Source organism: Micromonospora sp. NPDC047548, assembly GCF_040642975.1.
Taxonomy (GTDB): Bacteria; Actinomycetota; Actinomycetes; order Mycobacteriales; family Micromonosporaceae; genus Micromonospora.
On sequence record NZ_JBEYTI010000026.1, the window covers coordinates 78,221 to 84,221 of the forward strand.

The 6,001-nt window shown below is 73.7% G+C and carries 7 protein-coding genes; 6 read left to right on the forward strand and 1 reads right to left on the reverse strand.

The genetic code is table 11. From position 1 onward, the window contains the following. Window positions 1-73: 73 nt before the first annotated feature. Window positions 74-583 (forward strand): pyridoxamine 5'-phosphate oxidase family protein, encoded by a 510-nt coding sequence (locus ABZ807_RS23460; protein ID WP_357161736.1) that lies wholly within the window; start codon window positions 74-76, stop codon window positions 581-583. Between the two features lie 71 nt (window positions 584-654). Here ABZ807_RS23460 and ABZ807_RS23465 read toward each other — a convergent pair whose 3' ends face one another. Next, on the reverse strand, window positions 655-1,185 hold the full coding sequence (locus tag ABZ807_RS23465) for a GNAT family N-acetyltransferase (protein WP_357161739.1): 531 nt from the start codon (window positions 1,183-1,185) through the stop codon (window positions 655-657). Between the two features lie 159 nt (window positions 1,186-1,344). Between ABZ807_RS23465 and ABZ807_RS23470 the strand changes: the two genes are divergently transcribed. From ABZ807_RS23470 to ABZ807_RS23490, 5 genes are all read left to right on the forward strand, one after another. Then, complete coding sequence (locus ABZ807_RS23470) at window positions 1,345-1,509, forward strand: hypothetical protein (protein ID WP_357161742.1); 165 nt, start codon at window positions 1,345-1,347, stop codon at window positions 1,507-1,509. Between the two features lie 390 nt (window positions 1,510-1,899). Then, window positions 1,900-2,388: a hypothetical protein gene (locus ABZ807_RS23475; RefSeq protein ID WP_357161745.1), complete on the forward strand. Its 489-nt coding sequence runs from the start codon at window positions 1,900-1,902 to the stop codon at window positions 2,386-2,388. A gap of 96 nt (window positions 2,389-2,484) precedes the next feature. Continuing rightward, window positions 2,485-3,117, forward strand: coding sequence for a class F sortase (locus ABZ807_RS23480; RefSeq protein ID WP_357161748.1), 633 nt, complete (start codon window positions 2,485-2,487; stop codon window positions 3,115-3,117). Between the two features lie 69 nt (window positions 3,118-3,186). Continuing rightward, complete coding sequence (locus ABZ807_RS23485) at window positions 3,187-4,296, forward strand: magnesium and cobalt transport protein CorA (protein ID WP_357161751.1); 1,110 nt, start codon at window positions 3,187-3,189, stop codon at window positions 4,294-4,296. Window positions 4,297-4,435: 139 nt separating this feature from the next. Then, a complete protein-coding gene (locus ABZ807_RS23490; protein ID WP_357161757.1) occupies window positions 4,436-5,203 on the forward strand; it encodes an SGNH/GDSL hydrolase family protein in 768 nt (255 codons plus the stop codon). Window positions 5,204-6,001: the final 798 nt, after the last annotated feature.

Consider the following 6,001-nt stretch of genomic DNA (forward strand, 5'->3'; position numbering starts at 1 on the left):
AAACCCGGTGGCGGGGAACGGCTCGGTCCACGAGCGGATCTGACGACACCGGACGGGTATGGGAAGATCCACCATGCCCGTCACCAACCCCTGGCTCGCCGGCACCGCCCGCGTCGACCGCGACCGTCTCGAGGAACGCATCCTCAACCTGCTGTCGTCGCAGAACATGTGCGTGCTGGCCACCGCCGGTCCCGACGGTCCGCTGGCCACCCCGGTCCGCTACTTCCACCTGGACTTCGCGGTCATGTTCACCGCCGCGGCGACCTCGCCGAAGATGCGCAACATCGCCGCCGACCCGCGGGTGTCGGTGGGGGTGTTCGCCCCGCTCGTCGGCCAGGCCAGCAGCCGCGGCGCGCAACTGTTCGGCCGGGCCCGGGTGCTGTACGAGGGCGACGCGGACTTCGACCACTGGTGGCCGGCGGTGCGCTGGCAGTCCGACCACGTGGAGCGGTCCCGGTCGCTGGACGAGCCGCCGACCGGGCCGCTGGTGGTGGTCGAGGCCGAGCGGATCGTCTACACCGAGCACTGGCTGCGCCGCGACGGGTACGCCCCCCGCCAGTTCTGGCGGCGCGCACCTCAGTAGCGGTACTGGTCGACGTCGAGCCGGAGGTCCAGCGCGGCGAGCCGACTCAGGGTCTCCGCCGACAGCGACAGTCAGCTGGGAATCGCGGTGCGGTAGACGACCTGGCGGCGCAGCGCCTCCGGCTCGCCCGGGTGGTCGAAGTCCTCCGTCGGGTCGGTGGTCATGCCGAGGCGGCGCATCACCGCCTGCGAGCGCACGTTGGTCGCCGTCGTGATGGCCAGGATCTCCGCCAGCCCGACCGTGTCGAAGCCGTACCGCAGCGCGGCGCGGGCGGCCTCGGTGGCGTAGCCGTGGCCCCAGGCGGAACGGGCCAGCCGCCAGCCGACCTCCACGCCGGTGACAGGCACCTCCTCGTCGACGTCGTCGAGGCCGGTGAAGCCGACGAACTCGCCGGTGTCGCGCACCTCGACCGCCCAGAAGCCGTACCCCTTGCGATCGAGGTCGTCCTGAAAGGACCGCACCGACGCAGCGGACTGCTCGGCGGTGAGCAGCGGGCCGAGGAACTCCCGGACCTGCGGGTCCGCGTTCATCGCCGCCCACGCGGGTACGTCGGACTCCCGCCAGTCGCGCAGGACCAGCCGGTCGGTGTCGATCTTCGTCATGCCGCGACTCTAACGAATCGTGCCGGTCCCCCGCCGTCGAGTTTCAGCCCTGCGGCCCGAAGAAGAAGGGCACCGCCAAGGCGACGGCGAGCAACGACAGTCGGCCGGCACCACCTCTAAGGCGTCCTAGGAGGCTAGCTGGATCGCGGCTCCCGCCGAGTGGGCAGGGCCGTCCGACTCACGGTCACCCACGACGACTTCTCCCCCGACAGCGAGATGTACCGGGCGATCAGCGGCCAGCTCGACGGCAGCGGCGGCTGGCCCGAGCTGCTGGCCAGCCTCAAGACGCTGCTGGAGACGGGCGACCCGCTGCCCGCCGGCTGACGTGTCGGGCCCGTCCTGCATGGAGGGTCGACGTCGTGGGGGCTCGCTCAGCCCTGGTGCGGCGGGCCGCACGGCCACCCACCGGATCCCGACCGCCCCGGACAGCCTCTCCCCGAACGGGACGCGGCTCCACGCACCGCCGCTTCCCGCCCCAACGGGACGACCGGCACGGCCAGTGACGCCTGGTCGGGCGTTGTGGGCGGTCCTGTGCGGGCATTTCCGCAGCTCCCCGGCGCGAGGGAAAACTCGGGACGGCAACGAAGATTTCTCATTTACGCCGGGCGCAGGGGTCAACCCTCCTAGTGTTGGCCACACCGGTGCTAGTTACGGAGTTGGCCACCCGAACGACGTCCCACGCAGACAGCGGACGAAAAGTGAGGGAAGACGCGCATGAAGGCACAGACAGTTCTCGTATCGGCGGCGCTCGGCGTGGGACTCGGCACGCTTCTGCTCCCGGCCGCCGCGCTCGCGGACACCACCGTGTCACCGGCCACCACACCGGTCGGCGGGACGGTCGTGCTGACCGCGACGACCTGCAACCCGAACGCGGGCGACGCGATCTTCCGCGTCACCGGGCCGAACCGGGACCAGAACGTTCGCTCCACCACCGCCGCGGCCGGCGGCGGACTGAGCGCGGAACTGTTCACTGCCGGCTTCACCCTCGGCACCTACACGGTGACCGCCACCTGCGGTGACGGCAGTTCCGCCGGCAGCGTCACGTTCACCGTCACCCCGATCGGCGCGGCACCGGCCGGTGGCGGCGGCAGCGACGGCACGACCGGCCTGCTGGCCGCAGGCGGCGCGCTCGCCGGAGCCGCCGCGCTCGGAGCGACCGTCCTGGTCCGCCGCCGACGCCGGGCGGCCGCGACCGTCGCCTGACCCTGGACCTCACACACCATCCCTTGGAAGGGGTGCCCGCACCGGCCGGACCGGGGCGGGCACCCCGACCCATCGCCGTCTCGGGGAGGTGAGGCGATGGCCGTCGGCAGGTGGTTCACGCGTACCCGGGTGGCGGTGGCGGCGGTGACGGTGGCCGGCGCCACCGGGCTCAGCCTGATCACCGTGGGACTCACCGTCACCCCCGCGGGGCCGCCGCAGCCCGACGCGGGCGCGCGCGGCGCCGACCGCAGCGGATCAGCGGGGCCGGTGCTGCCCCGCTCGGAACCGGTCGGCATCGACATCCCGGCGATCGGCGTCCACGCCGGCCTGGTCCCGGTCGCCGGCGACCCGAACGGCACCCTGGAGGTGCCGCCGCTGGACCGTCCCACCGTCGCCGGCTGGTACCGGCCGGGCGTCAGCCCCGGCGAGGCCGGCAACGCTGTGGTCGTCGGCCACGTCGACACCCGCGACGGTCCCGCGGTCTTCTTCGACCTGGGACGGCTGCGGCCCGGCGACACCGTACGGGTCACCCGCGCCGACGGGCGGGCGGTGACGTTCGCGGTGGACGGCGTCGGGACGTACCCGAAGCGGAGCTTTCCCACCGCGCTGGTCTACGGCCCGGGCGGGCCCGGCGCAACCCTGCGTCTGGTGACCTGCGGCGGGCGCTTCGACGAACGCTCCCGCGACTACTCCGACAACATCGTCGTGCGGGCCACCGCCGTGTCCTGACCCACCACCGCCGGTGGGAGCACCGCCGTACTACGGTGGGCCCCCGGAGCACGGCGGCGGAGGTGGACGGTGGCTCGGCGAGCGGCGGCGGCACGGCTCATTCCGCGACTGGGGTCGCTGGTCGACCGGGTGCTCGGCCGCGAAGCCGGGGCGTCGGCGCCCACACCGCGGCGGTCCAATCCGGACGCGGTGGTCGACTGCGCGGTGTACGTCAACGGCCGCCGGGAGGCCGGCCGTCCGCACTACGCCGACGCGTACGCCCGCTCCCAGCGCGGCCGCAACGCCTTCGTCTGGCTGGGGCTGCACGACCCGGGCGCGGCGGTGACAGCCGCGGTCGGGCGCACCTTCGGCCTCGACGAGTTCGTGGTGGAGCGGGCGCTCGCCGACGGGCACCGGCCGACCGTCCAACGGCACGCCGGGGTGACCCTGCTGGTGCTGCGCACCGCCAGCTACGTCGAGCACACCGAGCTGACCGCCACCTCCGAGGTGGTCGACACCGGGGACGTGATGGTCCTCCTCGGCGACCGGTTCGTCATCACCGTCCGGCACGGCGCCTCCGGCGCGCTGACCCCGGTACGCCACGAGATCGAGGGCCGCCCGGCGGTGCTCGCCGAGGGGCCGTGGGCGGTGGCGTACGCGGTGGCCGCCCGGATGACTGAGCTGTACCTGGAGGTCGCCGCCCACCTGGAGAAAGACCTGGAGCGCGTCGAGGAGAGCGTGTTCGCCCGCGACCGGGGCGCCGACATCCAGCACATCTACCAGCTCAAGCGGGAGGTGGTGGAGTTCAAGCGGGCGGTGCTGCCGTTGCAGGAGCCGATGCGCGCGCTGGTCGCCGACCGGGCCGGCGGGCCGCCGCCGGGGCTGCGCCGCTGGTTCGTCGACGTCGAGGGCCGGCTGACCCGCGCGGTCGAGCGGGTCGCCGCGTACGACGAGCTGCTCAACTCGGTGCTCCAGGCCCGGCTGGCACAGCTCGCCGTCGACCAGAACAACGACATGCGCAAGATCGCCGCGTGGGCGGCCATCGCCGCCACCCAGACCGCGGTGGCCGGGGTGTACGGCATGAACTTCGCGCACATGCCCGAGCTGACCTGGCGGTACGGCTACCCGGGGGCGCTGCTGCTGATGGCGACCGCCGCGCTCGTCCTGCACCGGCTGTTCCGCCGCTCCGGCTGGCTCTGAGCCCGGGAAGGTCGGTCAGGCTCACGTCCGCACCGTATCGGGGCACTCAGATGAATTGGGCCTCCACCGGCAGGGCGGGCACCGGCGGGCCGACGGCGGCGGGCATCCGATCGGGGATGCCCATAAGCTGACGGTCGTGATGTGGCAGCGGTACGTCGCGATCGGCGACAGCACGACGGAAGGGCTCGACGACCCGGACGGCGCCGGCGGCTACCGGGGCTGGGCGGACCGGTTCGCCGAGGCGGTGGCCCGGGAGCAGGGCGGCCTGGAGTACGCCAACCTGGCGATCCGGGGGCGGACCACCGCTCGCATCCTCGCCGAGCAACTGCCGGCGGCCCTCGACCTCGCGCCGGATCTGTGCACAGTGGTGGCCGGGATGAACGACGTGCTGCGGCCGTCCTTCGACGCCCCGCGGATCGCCGCCGACGTGGCGACGATGCAGCGGGCGCTGGTCGGCCAGGGCGCCACCGTGCTGACCTTCACCCTGCCCGACCCGGTGCCGGTGATGCCGCTGGCCCGCCCCCTGCGCGGCCGGGTGGTCAGCCTCAACGCGGCGCTGCGTCGGGTCACCGCCGAGACCGGGGCCACCCTGCTGGACTTCGCCGCGCACCCGGTCGCCTCCGACCCTCGACTGTGGAGCGAGGACCGGCTGCACGCCAACAGCGCCGGCCACGAGCGGATCGCGGCGGCGCTCGCGCACACCGCCGGCCTGCCCGGGTACGACGACTCGTGGACCCGGCCCTTGGAGGTCGCGCCCCGGCGACGCGGGCACGAGGTGCTCCGCGCCGAGCTGGCCTGGACCCGGCGGCACCTGCTGCCCTGGCTGGCCCGGCACCTGCGCGGGCGCTCCTCCGGCGACGACCGGGTGGCGAAGCGTCCCGTGCCGCTGCCGGTCGAGCTGGGCTGAGCCGGCCGGCGCCGGCGGCCCACGACGGCGAGCGCTGGCCGCGAGTTCCAGAAGTGGAGCTTTGCTCTGTATGTCTGATTCTCATGCACCGTATCGGCGACCTCCGGGCCCGCGTGCCCCGTTTGCGGGATGTCGCGGTGTCCCACAGCGGGGGATACCGCGACATCCCGCAAAGGGAGTGGATCAACCCGAGCCCGGGCACGCCAGGACTGGCTCCTGCCGGTCCTGCCGATCCGGGCGGGTCGGGACTCGCCGCCGGTGCTGGCCGGGATCGCCCCCTTCACCTCCGCCCCCGGGTGCCGACTGGGGGTTGGGCGTCATAGCCGACACCGGACTCCCCGGCCGAGGTTGTCACCCACCCCGCCGGTTCGGTGCCGGATGTCCGGTTCCGGCCGGATGGTGATCGCCCCGACGTCCGGTGTGAGCTGCGGTGTCCCGTGGTCGGGGCCACCCCGGCGGTGGAATGGCCGATGGGCCGGGGTCGTTGTACATGGCATACCGCCGCGGCTCCCCCGCCCGGACGGTCCCCGGACCGGCCGATGGAATGCCGGCCCACCCCGGTTGGTTACCCCCCCGGACACCGGGCAGCCCCCGGAACCCGGGCCGTGGAATGCGTGGCCGGCCGGGACGGTTACATCCCCCGGACACCCGAGCAGAGCCACCCCCCGGCCGCCGGGCAGATCCCCTTCCTGACTTTCCCTCACGCGCACACCGTCACCCCCGACGGGCCGTCGCGCACCCCCGAACAGAGAGGCACACATCATGCGTACCGATCTGATCCGCAAGACCACCCTCACC

Excerpts from the sequence above, each read along its gene's own strand:
- ABZ807_RS23460 (WP_357161736.1), top strand. The coding sequence starts at position 74 with ATGCCCGTCACCAACCCCTGGCTCGCCGGCACCGCCCGCGTCGACCGC.
- ABZ807_RS23465 (WP_357161739.1), bottom strand. The coding sequence starts at position 1,185 with ATGACGAAGATCGACACCGACCGGCTGGTCCTGCGCGACTGGCGGGAG.
- ABZ807_RS23475 (WP_357161745.1), top strand. The coding sequence starts at position 1,900 with ATGAAGGCACAGACAGTTCTCGTATCGGCGGCGCTCGGCGTGGGACTC.
- ABZ807_RS23480 (WP_357161748.1), top strand. The coding sequence starts at position 2,485 with ATGGCCGTCGGCAGGTGGTTCACGCGTACCCGGGTGGCGGTGGCGGCG.
- ABZ807_RS23490 (WP_357161757.1), top strand. The coding sequence starts at position 4,436 with ATGTGGCAGCGGTACGTCGCGATCGGCGACAGCACGACGGAAGGGCTC.